General features: G+C 50.7%; 17 protein-coding genes. 6 read left to right on the top strand and 11 right to left on the bottom strand.

The window, feature by feature from the left end:
• Window positions 1–53: 53 nt before the first annotated feature.
• Window positions 54–2,765 (top strand): preprotein translocase subunit SecA, encoded by a 2,712-nt coding sequence (gene secA / locus Z042_RS22995; RefSeq protein ID WP_024910377.1) that lies wholly within the window; start codon window positions 54–56, stop codon window positions 2,763–2,765.
• 96 nt (window positions 2,766–2,861) lie between these two features.
• Window positions 2,862–3,269: an 8-oxo-dGTP diphosphatase MutT gene (gene mutT / locus Z042_RS22990; RefSeq protein ID WP_024910378.1), complete on the top strand. Its 408-nt coding sequence runs from the start codon at window positions 2,862–2,864 to the stop codon at window positions 3,267–3,269.
• Between the two features lie 1,098 nt (window positions 3,270–4,367).
• Here mutT and yacG read toward each other — a convergent pair.
• Genes yacG through coaE form a run of 3 tightly spaced genes read right to left on the bottom strand, consistent with a single transcriptional unit; the run spans window position 4,368 to window position 5,976 of the window.
• On the bottom strand, window positions 4,368–4,562 hold the full coding sequence (gene yacG / locus Z042_RS22985; protein ID WP_024910380.1) for a DNA gyrase inhibitor YacG: 195 nt from the start codon (window positions 4,560–4,562) through the stop codon (window positions 4,368–4,370).
• Window positions 4,563–4,603: 41 nt separating this feature from the next.
• The gene (gene zapD / locus Z042_RS22980; RefSeq protein ID WP_024910381.1) at window positions 4,604–5,356 is read right to left on the bottom strand and encodes a cell division protein ZapD; all 753 of its coding nucleotides are present in this window, start codon (window positions 5,354–5,356) and stop codon (window positions 4,604–4,606) included.
• Window positions 5,357–5,370: 14 nt separating this feature from the next.
• The gene (gene coaE / locus Z042_RS22975) at window positions 5,371–5,976 is read right to left on the bottom strand and encodes a dephospho-CoA kinase (protein ID WP_037405599.1); all 606 of its coding nucleotides are present in this window, start codon (window positions 5,974–5,976) and stop codon (window positions 5,371–5,373) included.
• Between the two features lie 364 nt (window positions 5,977–6,340).
• On the opposite strand from coaE, the gene Z042_RS22970 reads away from it, so the two are divergent.
• Window positions 6,341–7,384, top strand: coding sequence for a GMP reductase (locus Z042_RS22970; RefSeq protein ID WP_024910382.1), 1,044 nt, complete (start codon window positions 6,341–6,343; stop codon window positions 7,382–7,384).
• 57 nt (window positions 7,385–7,441) lie between these two features.
• On the opposite strand, the gene hofC is transcribed toward Z042_RS22970, so the two are convergent.
• The 4 genes from hofC to nadC all read right to left on the bottom strand — a co-directional run bounded on the left by hofC (window position 7,442) and on the right by nadC (window position 11,615).
• Complete coding sequence (hofC, locus tag Z042_RS22965; protein WP_024910383.1) at window positions 7,442–8,641, bottom strand: protein transport protein HofC; 1,200 nt, start codon at window positions 8,639–8,641, stop codon at window positions 7,442–7,444.
• Window positions 8,641–10,074 carry a type II secretion system protein GspE gene (gspE, locus tag Z042_RS22960; RefSeq protein WP_024910384.1) on the bottom strand — a complete coding sequence of 478 codons (1,434 nt, stop codon included), beginning with the start codon at window positions 10,072–10,074 and terminating at the stop codon, window positions 8,641–8,643. Before gspE ends, hofC begins: the two co-directional genes overlap by 1 nt.
• A 10-nt stretch (window positions 10,075–10,084) precedes the next feature.
• The gene (ppdD, locus tag Z042_RS22955; protein ID WP_024910385.1) at window positions 10,085–10,522 is read right to left on the bottom strand and encodes a prepilin peptidase-dependent pilin; all 438 of its coding nucleotides are present in this window, start codon (window positions 10,520–10,522) and stop codon (window positions 10,085–10,087) included.
• 202 nt (window positions 10,523–10,724) lie between these two features.
• Window positions 10,725–11,615, bottom strand: coding sequence for a carboxylating nicotinate-nucleotide diphosphorylase (gene nadC / locus Z042_RS22950; RefSeq protein WP_024910386.1), 891 nt, complete (start codon window positions 11,613–11,615; stop codon window positions 10,725–10,727).
• 230 nt (window positions 11,616–11,845) lie between these two features.
• On the opposite strand from nadC, the gene ampE reads away from it, so the two are divergent.
• A complete protein-coding gene (gene ampE / locus Z042_RS22945; protein ID WP_024910387.1) occupies window positions 11,846–12,691 on the top strand; it encodes a beta-lactamase regulator AmpE in 846 nt (281 codons plus the stop codon).
• Between the two features lie 38 nt (window positions 12,692–12,729).
• Here the strand turns inward: ampE and hemL are convergent, their stop codons facing one another.
• On the bottom strand, window positions 12,730–14,019 hold the full coding sequence (gene hemL, locus Z042_RS22940) for a glutamate-1-semialdehyde 2,1-aminomutase (protein ID WP_024910388.1): 1,290 nt from the start codon (window positions 14,017–14,019) through the stop codon (window positions 12,730–12,732).
• 286 nt (window positions 14,020–14,305) lie between these two features.
• Between hemL and erpA the strand changes: the two genes are divergently transcribed.
• A complete protein-coding gene (erpA, locus tag Z042_RS22935) occupies window positions 14,306–14,650 on the top strand; it encodes an iron-sulfur cluster insertion protein ErpA (protein WP_024910389.1) in 345 nt (114 codons plus the stop codon).
• Between the two features lie 114 nt (window positions 14,651–14,764).
• Here erpA and Z042_RS22930 read toward each other — a convergent pair whose 3' ends face one another.
• The 3 genes from Z042_RS22930 to mtnN are packed head-to-tail and all read right to left on the bottom strand — an operon-like array spanning window position 14,765 to window position 16,885.
• A complete protein-coding gene (locus tag Z042_RS22930; RefSeq protein ID WP_024910390.1) occupies window positions 14,765–15,376 on the bottom strand; it encodes a TRIC cation channel family protein in 612 nt (203 codons plus the stop codon).
• A complete protein-coding gene (btuF, locus tag Z042_RS22925) occupies window positions 15,376–16,182 on the bottom strand; it encodes a vitamin B12 ABC transporter substrate-binding protein BtuF (RefSeq protein WP_024910391.1) in 807 nt (268 codons plus the stop codon). Before btuF ends, Z042_RS22930 begins: the two co-directional genes overlap by 1 nt.
• Before the next feature lies 1 nt (window position 16,183).
• Window positions 16,184–16,885: a 5'-methylthioadenosine/S-adenosylhomocysteine nucleosidase gene (gene mtnN, locus Z042_RS22920; RefSeq protein ID WP_024910392.1), complete on the bottom strand. Its 702-nt coding sequence runs from the start codon at window positions 16,883–16,885 to the stop codon at window positions 16,184–16,186.
• A 138-nt stretch (window positions 16,886–17,023) separates the two neighbouring features.
• Between mtnN and dgt the strand changes: the two genes are divergently transcribed.
• Window positions 17,024–18,541: a dGTPase gene (dgt, locus tag Z042_RS22915; protein ID WP_024910393.1), complete on the top strand. Its 1,518-nt coding sequence runs from the start codon at window positions 17,024–17,026 to the stop codon at window positions 18,539–18,541.
• The last annotated feature ends 35 nt before the right edge of the window (window positions 18,542–18,576 follow it).

Raw genomic sequence — 18,576 nt, 5'->3', positions numbered from 1 at the left:
AACAGCGAGTTGGCGGTCAGTATTCTGCCGTCACGTAAGAGATATTAAGAATCATGTTAAACAGAATATTGACCAAAGTTTTTGGCAGCAGCAACGATCGTACCCTGCGCCGTATGCGTAAAGCGGTTGAGGCGATCAATCGTATGGAACCGGACCTGGAAAAACTATCCGACAGTGAATTACAGGCCAAAACCAACGAATTCCGTGAGCGCCTGAAAAATGGCGAAGCATTGGAAAATCTGATCCCGGAAGCGTTTGCCGTGGTTCGTGAAGCCAGTAAACGCGTGTTCGGTATGCGCCATTTCGATGTGCAGTTACTCGGCGGGATGGTATTGAATAATCGCTGTATCGCCGAAATGCGTACTGGTGAAGGTAAAACTCTAACGGCAACTCTGCCCGCTTACTTGAATGCTTTGAGTGGCCGTGGTGTGCATGTGGTTACCGTTAACGACTATCTGGCGCAGCGTGATGCTGAAAACAACCGCCCGTTGTTCGAATTCCTTGGCCTGAGTGTAGGTATCAACCTGCCGAATATGCCTGCACCGGTGAAACGTGAAGCTTATGCCGCAGACATTACTTACGGTACCAATAACGAATACGGTTTTGATTACCTGCGTGACAACATGGCCTTCAGCCCAGAAGAGCGCGTGCAGCGTAAACTGCATTATGCGTTGGTGGATGAGGTTGACTCGATTCTGATCGACGAAGCGCGTACGCCGCTGATTATCTCTGGCCCGGCCGAAGATAGCTCCGAGATGTACATCAAGGTCAACAAACTGATCCCAAAACTGATTCGTCAGGAAAAAGAAGACTCCGATACTTTCCAGGGTGAAGGCCACTTCTCCGTGGATGAAAAAGCGCGTCAGGCACACCTGACTGAACGTGGTCTGATCCTGATTGAGGAAATGCTGGTTGACGCGGGCATTATGGAAGAGGGCGAGTCATTGTACTCACCAACCAACATTATGCTGATGCACCATGTGACCGCTGCGTTGCGTGCCCATGTGTTGTTTACCCGTGACGTTGACTACATCGTCAAAGACGGCGAAGTTATTATCGTTGATGAACACACTGGCCGTACCATGCAGGGGCGCCGCTGGTCTGATGGCCTGCATCAGGCAGTAGAAGCCAAAGAAGGCGTGGAAATTCAAAACGAAAACCAGACACTGGCTTCGATCACTTTCCAGAACTACTTCCGCTTGTATGAGAAGTTAGCCGGGATGACCGGTACTGCGGATACCGAAGCGTTTGAATTCAGCTCTATTTATAAGCTGGATACTATCGTGGTGCCGACTAACCGCCCAATGATCCGTAAAGATATGCCGGATCTGGTTTACATGACTGAAAGAGAAAAGATTACCGCGATCATTGAAGATATTCGCGAACGAACCACTCAGGGGCAACCGGTGTTAGTGGGGACGATCTCAATCGAAAAATCTGAAGTGGTTTCCCGTGAACTGACGAAAGCGGGTATTGAGCACAAAGTATTGAACGCCAAGTTCCACGCGATGGAAGCAGATATTGTGGCACAGGCAGGCCAGACGGGTGCGGTAACCATCGCGACCAACATGGCAGGCCGTGGTACGGATATCGTGCTGGGCGGCAGCTGGCAGGCCGAAATCGCGCAGTTGGAAGAACCAACCGAAGAGCAGATTACGGCGATTAAAGATGCTTGGCAAATCCGCCATAATACCGTGCTGGCAGCGGGTGGTTTGCATATTATTGGTACTGAGCGCCATGAGTCACGCCGTATTGATAACCAGCTGCGTGGTCGTTCTGGTCGTCAAGGGGATGCCGGTTCTTCGCGTTTTTATCTGTCGATGGAAGATGCGCTGATGCGTATTTTTGCTTCGGATCGTGTATCCGGCATGATGCGCAAATTGGGCATGAAAGATGGCGAAGCGATTGAGCACCCATGGGTGACGAAGGCGATTGCCAACGCGCAGCGTAAAGTTGAAAGCCGTAACTTCGATATTCGTAAGCAGTTGCTGGAATATGACGATGTGGCTAACGATCAGCGCCGGGCGATCTACAGCCAGCGTAATGAATTGCTGGATGTGTCAGACGTAAGCGAAACCATTACCAGCATTCGTGAAGACGTATTTAAAACTACCATTGATAACTATATTCCACCGCAGTCGCTGGAAGAAATGTGGGATATACAGGGTCTGGAAGAGCGTCTGAAAAACGATTTCGATCTGGATATGCCAATCGCCGAGTGGTTGGACAAAGAACCAGAGCTGCATGAAGAAACGCTGCGTGAGCGTATTTTGGAGAAAGCGAAGGAAGATTACCTGCGTAAAGAAGAAGTTGTTGGGGCTGAGATGATGCGCAACTTCGAGAAGGGAGTCATGCTGCAAACGCTAGACTCCCTTTGGAAAGAGCACTTGGCGGCAATGGATTACCTGCGTCAGGGTATCCACCTGCGTGGCTATGCGCAAAAAGATCCTAAGCAGGAATACAAACGTGAATCTTTCAATATGTTTGGCACGATGCTGGAGTCATTGAAGTACGAAGTGATCAGCGTGCTGAGCAAGGTTCAAGTGCGTATGCCGGAAGAGGTTGAAGCTCTGGAACAACAGCGCCGTGAAGAAGCCGAGCGCTTGGCGCGCCAACAGCATTTGAGCCATCAGGAAGAGAATGCATTGGCTATCACCGATCCCAACAGCCCCGTTATTGCTGAACGCAAGGTGGGCCGTAACGATCCTTGCCCATGTGGTTCTGGTAAGAAATACAAGCAGTGCCACGGCCGCTTGCAAAAATAAGCGGTTGCAATGTGTAGCTAAACGAAATGTAGGGGTTCAGCTTGCTGAACCTCTTTTTTTGGGTGGAATGCCCTGAGAGACAATTTGGAGGATACGATGAAACATCTGAACATCGCTGTAGGTATTATCCGTAACCCACAGCAGGAAATTTTTATTACGCGCCGTGCTGCCGATTCGCACATGGCCGGCTTTTGGGAGTTTCCCGGTGGGAAAGTTGAGCAGGGGGAAACGCCGGAGCAGGCATTATGCCGTGAATTGCAGGAAGAAACCGGGATTAACCTACAGCAGGTGCAGTTGTTAGATGTGCTGGAGCACCGTTTCACCGATCGAATTGTGACGCTGAATTTCTATTTGGTGGAAAGTTGGGCTGGGCAACCTTATGGCCGTGAAGGGCAGCCGATGCGTTGGGTGAAACAGGCTGATTTACGAGAAGAAGAATTTCCAGAAGCAAATGCCAATATCATCAGGCTACTGGTTGCGCAGGCTAATGCTGTAGATGATTAGGAATCTCAAGCGCGCTTTTTCCCGTTCCTAGCCATAAAACACGTCGCCATTGGTGGGGCTGAGGAAGCTGATGAGGTTCTAACGAGAAAGAAATTCGCTGTTGAGTTTATTCCTATTTGTCTGCGAAACGGTATTTTCGGGAGTGGCTTTAATTACATGATTATCGTTGGTGATATACATATATAGAAACGGCTGAGCATGTGAAAATATGAGGATCTTGGTTCTTAACTCATTATTAATTAATACTATTATCCAAAATTCCGATGAACGTAAGCCCTATTGGCAAGGATTGAACTGATACATATGGTACATCAAAGGCAGTTTAAACCTCCGCACGGGGACTATTTGTCCCCGCATTCCGCCTGATCTTAATGCGACAGGACATTATTTATTGTATTAAGCAATGTGAGTTTATTCTTTTGCAAAGTGATATAAGGTTTTATTTATAATGGAACTCTTCCATCACCTTCATCATTTAATGCCATAATGGGTTTGGTTATATCGCTGCTTAGCTGATTAAATCTCAAGAAGTCTAACACTTGCATGGGATTATCATTCTCTGCACCCCCCAGAATGGCGGTAATGAAAAAGTGCTCATGGTATTTCATGCCTAAATTAATGAGGTTTTTCTCATTAATTTCAAAGGAAATAATATGTTGAAAATATTTAATAGAATGCTCAATTCCAATGTAAGTAACTCACCGATAATTTGATGAAATATCTTTAATTCTTTCATCAGTCTTCCTATTTAAAATTATTTTATTATTTTGCTGATTTTATCGGTAATGGGATTTGATGTGTAACTGGTGACGATTTTTGTAATCGATATTTTTGAAAGTCTAGAGTTTATTTTAACTAGAAATAAAATGCGTTTTTTAAAATTAACTCTGTCGTTCTTTAAATTTTTTTGCACGTAATGATTGCTGAGGGTGAATCGTGCTGCCATGGAAGGTTCATGTATTTTGTTTGATGGCCACTCTTTGCCTGACGTTTTCCGTGTTCGGGCACCACGGTAGTAGCAAACGCCCATGACACAGGCGTTTGCTACCAGTTCAATGATTTTTTCGGTTTAGCAATGCCAGTTCACCATGGCGATGGTCAATGCTCGTTGTTATCTTCACTCCAGTCTTCGCTCTCCGACAGATCGCCGTGGCTCGGAATGCGTTTTTCTTCATCGGCCCATTCACCGAGATCGATCAACTGGCAACGTTTGCAGCAAAAGGGGCGATAAGGGCTGATTTCTCCCCAAACCACACCTTTGCCACAGATTGGGCACTTTACTACGGTAGTCATATATCTTCTTTACTCCCTTTGCCAGATGCAGGTTAGGGGTTTTAGCAGCAGGCCAGTTCAAAATTCAAACGTTCTGGCACCACGCCGTTTTCACTGTCCAACGGCATAAAACGGATGGCATAACGCGTTTTGTGGCCGGAGATTTGTGGGTATAACTGGTAGGCCAGACCGATACGCAAGCGTAATAGATCCGCGCCTTCAGCGTTGTCCTGAAAGAAGCCATTTAAACTGATTTGATTACGAAATTGCCCTGACTGACGTACCAGATCCAGCACCATGGTTAGTGCTTGATGCAGAGGTTCTAATGTTTTCAGCCAGGCTGCAACATCGGCGTCACGTTCATCTTGGGGAACATGCATCCACATGTGCAAGGTTGGCAAATCAAAGCTACAGCAGCCACCCGGAATGCTTAGACGTTGGCGTACTAAGCTGATCAAACGATCTTCGCGCAATGCTTGGCCCATACGGGGAGCAGACATCAATGATGCAGCACGTGTTTTCAGCTGGCTGCGCAACTGATTAACCAAATGCATATCAACGCCGGGCACTTCGCTCCATTGCAGCAATTTTTGTTGCTGGCGTTCCAATTCTTTCAGCAGTTCGGTCCGAACTTCACCACGTTCCAACACGTCTAGCAGATCTGAAACTGTGCGAAAAAAAGTCAGGGCAATAGCGGTTTCGCTCAAGGCTTTTTGGTTATGTAATTGCTGCAATAAAAATTCGATTCGCAGCCAGGTGCGCATTTTTTCATTCAATGGGTGTTCAAAAAGAACGGTTAGGGAAGCGTCACTCATTCAGTGTAATCCTGTCAGGTCGCTGATGTTGCCAGCTCAAGATAGCGGCGATGCAGTGTGGTTACATAAGGCTCAATTGCCTGAGCAGTGCCACTATTATCAATAATGTCGTCTGCTACTGCCTGGCGTTGTTCACGCGTGGCCTGTGTAGACAAAATGTCCTGCGCCTGCTGGCGGCTGATGCCGTCACGGGTCATGGTTCTGACGAGTTGTGTTTCGTGGTCAACATCAACAACCAAAACACGGTTAGCGCGATCCTGGAGGTTGTTTTCCACCAGTAAAGGCACCACCCAAAGTGCATAGGGGCTATCGGCCTTTGCCAATTGACGTTGGGTTTCCTGGTGAATCAGTGGATGCAGTAACTGATTAAGCCAGGTTTTCTCATCAGGATGACTGAAGATGCGCTGACGCAAAGCAGAACGGTTGAGTGAACCGTCTGGCAGCAATATTTTAGTACCAAAATGTGCAGCAATAGCGGCCAAAGCGGAAGTTTCAGGCTCAACGACCTGGCGGGCAATGACATCAGCATCAACGATGGTCACACCAAACCGCGCAAAGGAGTCTGCGATGGTGGATTTGCCGCTGCCGATACCGCCTGTCAATGCAACAATGTAGGCCATGGTAGAGGAGGCATCCCGAAACTCATTAAAAAAGAATAAAACGAATCATAAAGCGATCACGCAGAAGTGCAAGTTGGCGCGAACGGCTTGCCCTATATCATAAGATATCACTTCACCAGATGGGACAGGGGCAGAAAAAGTGAGGCAGGAATCACACTGCATTGCCATAGGTAAATTAGCGGAATTATAGCGCAAATAAACGCGAAATCGCAGTCTTGCCGAGCGATTATTAGTGCGTATGATAGCGTCACTGGAACTGGCATTAATCTACCCGTCATTTTTCAAACCGCAATTTGAAATTCATAGGGTATAGGTTCGAATATCTCCCTGCGATCCGTCGCCAAAAACCAGGAAATTATTTGTCATGCGTATTGAAGAAGATTTGAAGTTGGGCTTTAAAGATGTGTTGATTCGCCCAAAGCGTTCCACGCTGAAAAGCCGCTCAGAAGTTGAACTGCAACGCCAGTTTACCTTCAAACATTCAGGGTGGAATTGGTCTGGTGTGCCGATTATCGCCGCTAATATGGACACGGTTGGCACCTTCCGCATGGCTGAGGCTCTGGCATCCTTCGGTATTCTTACCGCTGTTCACAAACACTACACCGTTGAGCAATGGGCTGAATTTGTTCAGCGTGCTCCAGAATCCACTTTGCGCCATGTGATGGTGTCTACCGGCACTTCCGAAGCTGACTTTGTGAAAATGAAGCAGATCTTAGCTTTGTCTTCAGGGCTGAAGTTCATCTGCATCGATGTCGCAAACGGCTACTCCGAACATTTTGTCGCCTTCCTGAAAAGAGCCCGTGAAGCTTGCCCGAATCATGTGATCTGTGCTGGTAATGTGGTTACCGGTGAAATGGTGGAAGAACTGGTTCTGTCAGGTGCTGACATTGTTAAAGTAGGGATCGGCCCAGGCTCGGTCTGCACCACTCGCGTGAAAACCGGCGTGGGTTATCCGCAGCTTTCTGCTGTGATCGAATGTGCCGATGCGGCGCACGGTTTGGGTGGGCAGATTGTCAGCGACGGTGGATGTTCCGTGCCGGGTGATGTGGCTAAAGCTTTCGGCGGTGGTGCAGATTTTGTGATGCTGGGTGGGATGCTGGCAGGGCATGATGAATGTGAAGGTACCGTAGTCGAAGAGAACGGTGAAAAGTTCATGCTGTTTTATGGTATGAGTTCTGAATCTGCAATGAAGCGCCATGTGGGCGGCGTTGCCGGATACCGCGCTGCTGAAGGTAAAACCGTCAAGCTGCCACTGCGTGGCGAAGTTGAGTTTACCGTGCGTGATATCTTAGGTGGTTTGCGTTCCGCCTGTACTTATGTTGGTGCTGAGCGCTTAAAAGAACTGACCAAACGCACGACGTTTATCCGCGTTGCGGAGCAGGAAAACCGCGTTTTCGGTAGCAAATAAGTACCAATGATTCTCTTTGAACAACCCGGTTAACGCCGGGTTTTGTCATCTCTAGGGTTATCCCAGCACGTTTCCCAGTTGGAAGATCGGCAAATACATGGCAATAACCAAAATGCCGACGATGCCGCCAACAACCATCATCAACAGCGGTTCCAACGTTTGTGCCAGCGTATCAGCAAGTTCGTGAGTTTGTTGCTCATGCCAGTGCGCTAATTTCCCTAACAGGGTATCCAGGGTGCCGGATTCTTCTCCAACCCGTACCAACTGCTGGCACAGGGAAGGAAACAAGGTTTGTTGAGCTAATGCGCTGTGGAACGGGTGCCCTTGTACCAACTGTTGCTGGATAGTTTCCAGAGCTTGGCGATAAAACAGATTACCTACCGACAGTGTGGCGGCATGTAGCCCCTCTACCAGCGTTAATCCAGCCTGCTGAGTCATGGTCAGAATGCGGAATATCTGGCTGAGACAACTGCCTTTTATCAGTGAAGAGATCAGTGGTATGCGTAGCAAAGTGGCTTGTTCTCGTTGCTGCCAATCAGGTAAAGCGTGTAAATAACGTAGATAAAACCCTATTATCCCTGCCAAAACCACCAGCAAATACGGCCCGGTATTGATCAGCAACGCAGAAAAATTGAGTAGCCCTTGGGTAAACCAAGGGAGTGGCGCATCGAATGATTGATATACCTTGGCAAATTCGGGTAACACCATCACCAGCATCAGTATGCTGACCAGAATGGCGACCACGCAGATAAATAAGGGGTAGCGCAGGGCTTTAACGACCTTTTTCTGTAGTTTCTGCTGAGCTTCCTGTTGCTGTGCCAATTGCAGGCAGCAGCGATCAAGATTGCCGGTCAGTTCACCGATGGCGATCAACTGGCGATAAATTAATGGAAATACGGCCTGTTGCTCGGTAATCACTTCGGAAAAAGGTTGCCCTTGCGCCACTTTGTGAGCGATCTCCAATAACAAGCAACGCCACGCCGCTGACTGATGTTCTTTTGCCAGCAATTGCAGACCGTTTACCAACGGCAGCCCAGCCTGTAACAACGTAGCCAATTGCCGGGTAAATTGGATCATGGGCTCACCACGCCAGAGACGTGGGGCGATGTGTTTCCCTCCACGGATTTGATAGGGCTGCAACCCCTGCTCAAACAGTTGCTGATACACCTGGCTTTTCTTGTCAGCCATCAATTCACCTTGGCAGATCCCACCGTTAGGATCGATGGCCAACCATAAATACAGTCGGCGTTTTTTCATCATATTGCCTCGCTGTCTGTTGTTGTACCTACCACGCGGTACACTTCTTCGAGGGAGGTAATGCCTTGTGCCACCAGAGCTAAACCGGCTTGCAGTAGTGTCATTTGCCCCTGCTGCTGTGCAATGTCAGCCAATTGAACCGCTGAGGCATTTTGTAGCAGTGCGTTCTGTACCTCAGGGGTGATCGTCAACAGTTCGTAGAGGCCAATACGGCCGTAATAGCCGCCAAAGCAATGTTCACAACCAGCGGCACTCCAGGGAACCAACGGTTCAGGCCAGAGATTTACCGGGAAACGCATGGTTTCACTGTGTGGAGAACGGCAGTGTGAACATAAACGCCGTACTAACCGTTGCGCGATGATCAGCTTCAGGCAAGCCGCCAGCAGGTAACCGGGAATGCCCATTTGGGTCAGGCGCGTCAGGGTTTCACTGGTGGAGTTGGTGTGCAGAGTAGAAAGCACCAGGTGCCCGGTTTGTGCGGCTTTTACTGCGATCTCGGCAGTTTCTCTATCACGGATCTCACCAATCATGATGACATCAGGGTCTTGGCGCAGCAGAGCCCGTAACACACGGGCAAAATCCAGTTCGGTTTTGCTGTTGACCTGGGTCTGATTAATGCCAAACACCGGGATTTCGATGGGATCTTCCACGCTGCACAGATTGCTCTGCACATCATTCAACTGGCGTAGGCCGCTGTAGAGCGTAACGGTTTTGCCACTGCCGGTGGGGCCGGTGACCAGAATCATCCCCTGTGGGCTGGCAAGAGCTTTGGCATAAAGCCCAAGTTCTGCCTGGTTCATTCCAAGCTGTTCGAGCAACAGTTCTTGGCGATCGGTTTGCAAGATCCTCAGTACCACCTTTTCCCCGTACAACGTTGGCAGAGTCGAAATACGCATTGAGAAACTGGTATTGTCCAACTGGACGCTGAGTTGGCCGTCTTGGGGTAGACGACGTTCGGTAATATCCAATTGCCCCATGATTTTCAACCTGGCAGTAATACGTGCTGCCAGTGACAAAGGTGGGGAAGTAATGGCCTGTAAAACACCATCGATCCTTAAGCGGACGCGGAGTGTCTGTTGGTAGGGTTCAAAATGCACGTCAGAGGCCCTGCGTTGAATGGCATGGCGAAGGGCCTGATTGATAAATTGTACTACTGGGGTGTCGCTGTCATCGTTAAGCGAAGGCGCGCTGTCTTCTAGAGCCTCTGGCTGTAGGGCGATCTCGGGGGCGCGCCACTGATTTTGTGCCTGTTCCAGGCGAGCAAGAGGCCATTGTTCAACCACAATACTTTTGCCAGCGGCGAAACGCAGTGCTTGAACCAGAGTAGGGGGGATATCGCCGTGCAGAGCGACCGTCAGCTGTTGTGAGCTTTCGCTGAGCGCCAGCGCCTGATAGCGCTGGCATAGCGCGTGGATTTCATCACTGATTTCCATATCATTCACCTCACTCAGCCGCATCATCAAAGCGGAAAACCTCTTGGCAGGTTTCCTGCAAGTTACTGTTATCGCTGCTGCACTGGCGCGTCCAGCGGATAAGGCCGGAGGGATCTTGTACCGGAGTTAATATGACCGCCAATCCCTGTAAGCTTTGCGTGCCCGTCAGGTTGATGATTCCCTGGTTGACCTGAATGTTACTGACATAACGTGATGCGGCACCAGCGGGGATGCCTTTACTGCCAGCATTGCACCCGGTTGGGCCACCGTTTTCCAGTGAACAAAGTTCGACCGCCATTTTGTAAGGCGTCATGGCCTGTAGCATATCGGTCATGGCCGCTTTCTGGATATAGCGCTGGTAAGCGGGAATGCCGATAGCACTCAGGATGGCGATAATGGCGATCACCACCATCAATTCAATCAAGGTAAAACCGCGTTGTGTTTCCATCTGTTGTTTCCTCCTGATAAACCTGGAGGCAACGTTAAAGCGCTGAGTGGCTGGTGGCGAGCGGGGGATTATGATTATGCGTAAGCTTTCCACTACCAAGTGTTTTTGTTACGTGTGGTTAAAAAATAATGCGTGGTGCTTCGCAAATCAGGGGAGAAAAAACGGCCTCTTTGTGGTTGCAAAGAGGCTGTAGAAAAAAGGATTATTTGAAACGCATCGACAAATCGAGAGCGGTGACGTGCTTGGTCAACGCACCAACCGAAATATAATCCACGCCGGTTGCCGCGAATTCCCGCAGGGTTTCGGCGGTGACGTTGCCAGAAACTTCAAGCTGTGTCTGCCCCTGAGCCAGGGCAACCGCATCACGCATCATTTCAACGCTGAAATTATCCAGCATCACGATGTCGGCACCGGCATCCAGCGCCTGCTGGAGTTCGTCCAATGATTCAACTTCGACCTCCACCGGGACGTCGGCGTGTAGCCAGAAGGCTTTCTCCACCGCATTCTTAATCGAGCCGGAGGCGATGATATGGTTTTCCTTAATCAGGAAAGCATCAGAAAGGCCCAGGCGATGATTGTTGCCACCGCCGCACAGAACCGCATATTTCAGTGCGGTACGCAGGCCTGGCAGCGTTTTACGCGTATCCAGCAGGCGGGTTTGTGTGCCTTGCAGCAATTTGACATAGTGGCTGACGGCGGTAGCGACACCGGAAAGCGTCTGAACAAAATTCAGCGCGGTGCGTTCCCCTGTCAGCAAAATGCGCGCCGGGCCATGCAGATGGCACAGCAGTTGATTGGGGGCCAGCGGAGCACCATCTTCTACCAACCACTCTACGGTGACTTGATTACCCAACTGGATAAAGACCTCGTTCAGCCAACGGCGGCCACAGAAGATCCCTGCTTCACGGGTGATGATGGTGGCCTCAGCCTGCTTGTCTGCCGGTAATAACTGCGCTGTAATATCGCGTTCGGCATCCACTTCACCCCCCAGATCCTCTCTCAATGCCTGGGCAACGGTGTAAGGAATATCACTTTCAATACGTTCAAGAAGCGCGGTACGGCGGCTATCGGCACTGTAGCGGCGTGTCGGCATAGAAAACTCCGGAATGGGCGGTAGGTTTGTGAGTGAACATGCTACTCTGTTGCAGAAGCAAGTACCACCGCAGAGAGGCCTGATACGGTTGCAGTCGGGTTGAATCACCAGTGTTAAAAGAGAGTGTTTTGCCTCGATCTTCCTCTGGATGATTCCCTGATATCTCAGGAATAACACGCTCAATCCAGCGGTGTTAAGCTGGGTAAAAATAAAAAGAAGGAGATTAACGCATGACGCTGTTTACGCTGTTACTGGTTCTGGCGTGGGAACGTCTGTTCAAACAGGGGGAACATTGGCAATTGGATCACCGCCTGGAGGTGATATTTCAGCGCTTACATCGGGTTTCGTTTGGTCAGACGCTGGCCATGGTCATTGCCTGGATGGCCGTGATTGGGGGAATTCTGTGGCTGGCTGAAGGATTATTTTTTGGTGCCGTGATGTTGCTGTTGTGGATTCTCATTGGTTTGCTGTGTGTAGGGGCAGGTATCAAGCGCAAGCACTATCGGGCTTATTTGAATGCTGCGCGCCAAGGTGATGCTCATGCCAGCGATCAGATGGCGGAGGAATTGGCGTTGATCCATGGCCTGCCGGCTGGGTGTAGCAAAGAAGAACGGTTACGTGAGCTGCAAAATGCGTTGTTATGGATTAACTACCGCGACTATCTGGCCCCGTTATTCTGGTTTGCAGCTTGTGGACCTGTCGCCTTGGCGGGTTATGCATTTCTGCGGGCGTATCAAACCTGGTTAGCGCGGCATCATACGCCGTTGGAGCGTTCTCAGGCCGGTATTGATTTCCTGTTGCATTGGTTGGATTGGGTGCCGGTTCGGTTGGTGGGGGTAGCTTATGCGTTGCTTGGGCATGGTGAAAGAGCGTTGCCTGCGTGGTTTGCCTCATTGGGGGATCTCCATACCTCGCAGTATCAGGTTCTGACGCGTTTGGCACAGTTCTCTCTGGCGCGTGATCCGCACAGTGATCCAATACAAACACCGCGGGCAGCGGTAACGCTGGCGCGTAAGGTGACGATCATGATCCTGGTGGTGGTGGCGTTGCTGACGATTTATGGAACGCTACTCTAAGCGAGATAAAGCGGGCGCAGAACGCGCCCGCGAAGGCATTACAGCTTGGCGAAGCAGCGGCTGGCGGCGTCAACGGTGCGTTGAATGTCTTCATCGCTGTGTGCGACCGACATGAAACCGGCTTCAAAGGCCGATGGTGCCAGATAGATCCCTTCATTCAGCATCAAATGGAAGAAACGCTTGAAGCGTTCAACATCACATTGCATCACGTCCTGATAGCGGGTTACGGTGGGGGCGTTGGTAAAGAACAGGCCGAACATGCCGCCAACATGGTTGACGACAAAGGGAATGTTCGCCGCTTTTGCCGCTGCCAGCAGGCCAGTGGCCAGTTTGCCGGTCAGTTCGGTCAGCTTCTGGTGGGTGCCTGCGCGTGCAACTTCGGTCAAACAGGCGAAACCTGCTGCCATGGCAATCGGGTTGCCAGACAGGGTGCCTGCCTGATAGACCGGCCCGGTGGGAGCCAAAGCGGCCATCACTTCACGCCGGCCACCAAAGGCGCCAACAGGCATACCACCACCGATGATTTTGCCCAGGCAGGTCAGATCCGGCACAACATCGTAATAGCTTTGTGCCCCCGCCAGTGCCACACGGAAGCCAGTCATCACTTCATCAATAATCAGCAGTGCGCCATATTGGTCACACAACGCACGCAGGCCTGGCAGGAATTCTGGCTGCGGTGGGATGCAGTTCATGTTACCGGCGACGGGTTCAACGATAATACAGGCGATTTCTGACGGATATTGCTCAAACGCGCTACGTACCGAATCAAGGTCGTTATAAGTGCAGGTCAGGGTATGTTTAGCGAAATCCGCCGGTACGCCCGGCGAGTTGGGCTGGCCCAAAGTCAAAGCACCAGAGCCTGCTTTCACCAGCAGGCAATCGGCATGGCCGTGGTAACAGCCTTCGAACTTAATGATTTTGTCACGCTGGGTATAACCGCGAGCCAGGCGGATGGCGCTCATGGTCGCTTCTGTACCCGAGTTGACCATGCGCACCATGTCCATGCTGGGCACCAGATCGGTCACCAATTGGGCCATGTTGACTTCCATTTCGGTTGGCGCACCAAAACTCAGGCCGCGTTGTGCAGCTTCGATCACCGCATTGCGGATCGCCGGATGGTTATGGCCCAGCACCATTGGGCCCCAGGAACCGACGTAATCGATATAGGCTTTGCCATCGGCATCAAAAAGGTAAGCACCATCAGCGCGTTCGATAAACACGGGAACGCCGCCGACGCCGGTGAATGCTCGTACCGGAGAGTTAACCCCACCGGGGATTAACTGCTGCGCCTGGGCATATAGGCTTTCGGACTTGCTGTGTAAGCTCATAAATCGGCTCCTGGATTTTTATTTGAATGATTTGACGGCGCTATTCTAGTGGAGAGTCCGGTGTTATGAAACGATTGCTGTCAGATACCTATTTATAGGGCCAATATGAGTGGCTCAGTTCCAGGGGAACGCTGCGATATTCCTCTGTGTCAGGTGGGCTATGGCGGAGAGAGTACAACAAATGCGGTGAATACTTGAACGCAACACTCAGGTATTAGATAATCAAAGGCATTAATCAGGTGACCATGGTAGTCACCTGATACGAAATAATGTTGGGAGTAAAAGTATGAGTGATGAAACAGCACTGCCCTTGCAATTTACCGAGGCAGCAGCAAACAAGGTTAAGTTCCTGATTGCTGACGAAGAAAATCCAGACCTGAAATTGCGGGTTTACATTACCGGCGGCGGTTGCAGCGGATTCCAGTACGGTTTTACTTTTGACGACAAGGTCAATGATGGTGATATGACCATTGAAAAACAGGGTGTTGCGTTGGTGGTTGACCCGATGAGCCTGCAATATCTGGTCGGTGGTTCGGTGGATTACACCGAAGGGCTGGAAGGTTCACGTTTTGTTGTGACTAACCCGAACGCTAAAACCACCTGTGGTTGTGGGTCTTCATTCAGTATTTGATGCTTGCCCCGGCCAGAAAACCCGCCAACCTTAACGGTTCGCGGGTTTTTTTATGCCCTGAATAATTTGAGTTGCGGGAAAACCAGCCCCCGAGATGTGAAAGACGCGGGGGAACTATTCAAGGATAAAAGCGGGGAGCTTCAGGTGCCAGCGAATGGCTGCCAGACGGATGCTCAGGGTGATTGCCATACCCAGCATCATGGCGTGTTGCAGGGGCATGCCAAAATAGCAGAACGCAATGGTGTGTACGCTCCCACCCACAATACAGGCGGTGGCGTAGACTTCGGTACGCAGGATCATAGGGATCTCACGCGCCAGCACATCGCGGATAATTCCGCCACCCACGCCGGTCATGACTCCCATGCAGATGGCCACCAGCGGGCTAGTATCAACAGCCAGTGCCTTATTGACACCGATGCCAACGAATACCGCCAGCCCGACGGCATCCAGCACCGGCAGTATCCACTTCGGCAGGCGGCGCGGTTGGCGCACTAACAGCAGCGTCAGCACACAGGTGACCATCGCTACCACCAGAGCAGTGGGATCTTCCACCCAAAATACCGGCCCGTTGGCCAGTGCCATATCACGGATCGTGCCACCACCTACCGCGGTAACCACACCCAACACCAATACGCCGAACGGGTCCATGCGCAGTTTGCCAGCCAGCAAGACGCCGGAGATAGCAAATACCGCTGTACCGAGAATATCCAGCCAAAAAACCAGCATTATTTTATCTCCGCCAATTGGCTACAGAGCTCCTGCGCCGCCAGCATGATACGTGGCCCGGCACGGTTGAACCAGTCTTCGTTCAGCGCAATGATCGGTACTGCCAACTGCGGAGCCCAGAACGCCTTCACGCTGGCAATCTGTTGTTCTCCACCGGTGATAACGATCGTTTGTGGTTGGCGCGTCAGCACTTGCTCACGGCTGATTTGTGGCCAGGGTACGCGGCTATCGGCAAAAATATTTTCTGCACCGCACAGTGAAAGCACCTGGCTTTGCAGTGTGGCCGCTGAAGCCGTGAATAAGGGCTGAGTACCAAATTGTAACAATACGCGCCGTGGTTGATTATGCGCATATTGGGCTTTCAACGTGGCCACTTTTTGGCGAAAACTTTCTGCTGCCTGATGTGCTTGCTTTGGGTGAGGGCTGTATTGCGCCAACGCATCCAGCGATTTTGCGATGCCATCGATATTTTGGGCATCAGCATAAAAGATCGGGATACCCAATGCGGCCAGCTGATCCAACGGCCGCTGCGGATTACCGTCGCGCCATGCCAAAATCAGATCCGGTTTCAGCGCCAGCACGCGTTCCAGGTTGATTCCTTGCCAGGAGGCGACCTGCTCCAGTTTTTTGGCTTCTGGCGGATAATCCGAATAGGCACTGGCTGCCACCAGGTTTTCTCCCATCCCGGCAGCATAGGCGAGTTCAGTGGTGTTCGGTGCCAGGCTGATAACGCGTTGGGCCGTGCTGGCGGGCAACGCGATACAAAAGGCTAATACCCCCAGCAGGGCAGAAAAGCGTCGCTTCACATTAACCGCGCTTTGCCAGAGTTTGCAGCATAGCGTTGACCATTAATGAAGATTGCTTGGCTGCCACGGCCAGGAATTCGTCGAAACTCATGTGTGATTCCTGGTCGGCAACGTCGGAGATCGCGCGCACAACCACAAATGGCGTGCTGAACTGATGGCAGACATGGCCCACGGCAGCGGCTTCCATCTCAACGGCGGCCACGGCTGGGAAAGTGGTACGGATGCGTGCCAATGGTTCTGCACCATTGATGAAAGCATCACCGCTGCAAATCAGGCCGCGCACGGCGTTCAGGTTAAGCTGTTTGATGCAGTTTTCTGCCAAAGCAATCAGGGCATCGTTGGCAATAAAAGCGGGTGGGCAACCGGCCATCTGGCCTGGCTGATAACCAAAAGCGGTCACATCAGCATCGTGGTAGCGCACTTCTTCCGAAATGACGATATCGCCTACTTTTAACGTTGCCGCCAGACCACCGGCAGAACCGGTGTTGATCACCAGGTCCGGCTGGCAATGTTCCAACAACAATGTTGTGCCCAGTGCTGCTGCAACTTTGCCAATACCCGATTTCAGTAAGGCGACATCAACCCCGCCGATCTGGCCAGTATAGATTTCACAACCAGCGCGTTGAATGGTCTGGCGGTGTTCAATTTGTGCGCGTAGCAGGGTGACTTCTTCTTCCATTGCGCCGATGATGCCTACTTTCATAAATAACACTCACTGATTGGGTGTGGAAATTGCGGCATAGTCTATCATGGCTCTGAAAGAGAGATAATCCGCAATAGCGTTGCATCTGCCGCTGGGAATTGTTATCACGGAGGGAGTGCGCAACGGTGGGGGAAACAGATGTCCGGGATCGACTTTAAGCAGAAGATCAGCTTCCAACGGCCATTCAGCAAGCCGATTGAAGCAGAAGAAGAATATGACATTATCCGGCAGTTTGAGAGCGATCGCGGGCGGATCGTTAATTCAGCGGCGATCCGCCGTTTACAGCAGAAAACACAGGTATTCCCGCTGGAGCGTAATGCTGCGGTGCGTAGCCGCCTGACGCATTCGATGGAAGTGCAGCAGGTGGGGCGGCATATTGCTAAAGAGATCCTCAACCGTTTGAAGCAGGAACAGCGGATTGATACGCTCGGCTTGACCAAACTGCTCGATCCGTTTGAAAGTATTGTGGAAATGGCTTGCCTGATGCATGACATTGGTAATCCCCCTTTTGGCCATTTCGGTGAATCGGCGATTAACGATTGGTTCCGTCAGCGCCTCGATCCTGCCAACTGCGGCAGCGAGCCGGGTAGCCACGATCGTTGCTTGGTTGATGTACTGCGCCTGCGAGAAGGGGAAAGCGATCTTAACCGGCTGCGTAGCCGCATTCGTCACGATCTCAGCCACTTTGAAGGTAATGCCCAGGCAATCCGGCTGGTGTATACCCTGTTGAAACTGAACCTCACCTATGCCCAGGTTGGCTGCATTCTGAAATATACCCGCCCGGCTTATTGGGCGAGTGATATTCCAGACAGCCACAGTTACCTGATGAAAAAACCGGGTTTTTATCTGGCAGAAGAAGCCTTTGTTGATCGTTTACGGCGTGAATTACATATGGGGGAATTCGATCGCTTTCCTCTTACCTATATTATGGAAGCCGCTGATGATATCTCTTATTGCGTTGCTGACCTGGAAGATGCGGTTGAAAAAAACATTTTTACCGTGGAGCAATTGTATCAGCACCTAAGGCAGGAATGGGGCGAGGTGACTCTTGGGGATATGTTTGATAAAATCGTGGCCAGCGCATTCCGTAAAATCGATCGTGGTGGAGCACGCCGAAGTTCAGAAGATCAATTTTTTATGTATCTGAGGGTGTTCACCGTGGCCCGTTTGGTGCCGCATGCAGCTCAACGTTTTATTGATAATCTGGAGGCGGTTTACCACGGCCATTTTAATGGTGCGCTGCTGGAAGATTCAGGCCCAATATATAAGCTGTTGGAAATATTTAAAAATGTGGCTTTCAAACATGTATTCAACCACCCAGAGGTTGAGCAGTTGGAACTGCAAGGTTATCGGGTAATTAATGGGTTATTGGATATTTACAGCCCCTTATTGATGATGCCGCTGGCGGACTTCAGCAAGTTGGTGCAAGAAGATAGCCACCGGGCCTTTCCTATCGAAACGCGGTTGTTTCATAAGCTCTCCACTAAGCATCGTTTGGCCTATGTTGAAGCGATCGAAGGTTTGCAGCATCTTTCTGCGGAGCAACAGGCAATTAGAGAATATTATTTCCGAGCGCGGCTCTTGCAGGATTATATCAGCGGTATGACCGATCTTTATGCCTATGATGAATACCGCCGCTTAATGGCGGCAGAATAAAATAACTTACGGGTAAGAGAACTCTTATTTTACCG

Origin of the sequence: Chania multitudinisentens RB-25 (assembly GCF_000520015.2) — a bacterium.
Classification (GTDB): Bacteria; Pseudomonadota; Gammaproteobacteria; order Enterobacterales; family Enterobacteriaceae; genus Chania; species Chania multitudinisentens.
Note: the sequence above shows the minus strand (reverse complement) of the source record. Positions and strands in the feature narration are given on the sequence as shown.